At 36.4% G+C, this 599-nt stretch carries 2 pseudogenes; both read right to left on the minus strand.

The window, feature by feature from the left end:
* Positions 1 to 311 (minus strand): annotated as a pseudogene (locus ABD915_RS10140) (hypothetical protein); the annotation flags it as partial.
* 82 nt (positions 312 to 393) lie between these two features.
* Positions 394 to 599 (minus strand): annotated as a pseudogene (locus tag ABD915_RS10145) (LbetaH domain-containing protein); the annotation flags it as partial.

Consider the following 599-nt stretch of genomic DNA (forward strand, 5'->3'; position numbering starts at 1 on the left):
TATACATAGCCAGCAACGATAGCATTGTCATAAACCCGCGCATGACCATAGATATGACCACAAGTGACAGCATTGCCAAAAACCCTTGCATTTTCAGAAACGTGACCATTTTTAAAAACAAGAGCATTATCATAAACCCAACAATTGCCATCATGCGATAGGTTGCTTTCATTTTCAATAAAGCCCCCCAGATCACCAGCCTTGACATCAGAAAAGTCTTTTAATGCTTTAATGCGATAAAGAATATGGTTACCAAATACACGTGTCTCTTTTGTGAGTACAAATTTTTTAGATACAGTTATATTGGTCATAGGTAACTCCCTAATCTAATATTCGATAAATTTTAAAATGAGATGTTTAAAGGAGGGCGCCCCCGCCGCGCCCGTGCTTTATTTAAGCAGCTTCTTTTAATGGCTGATCATTATAGAGAATTTCTTTATTACAGACTTCAATATTATTGCGAACCCAAGTATCACCTTTAATGACCGCATTGCGAAAAATCTTTACATTTGCAAAAATACAAGCATATCCAGAAATTTTCGCATTGCCATAAATTTTTGTATCATTAAAGACACAAGCGTAATAATGAACGCGCGCAT

Origin of the sequence: Bartonella jaculi (assembly GCF_039543045.1) — a bacterium.
GTDB lineage: Bacteria > Pseudomonadota > Alphaproteobacteria > Rhizobiales > Rhizobiaceae > Bartonella > Bartonella jaculi.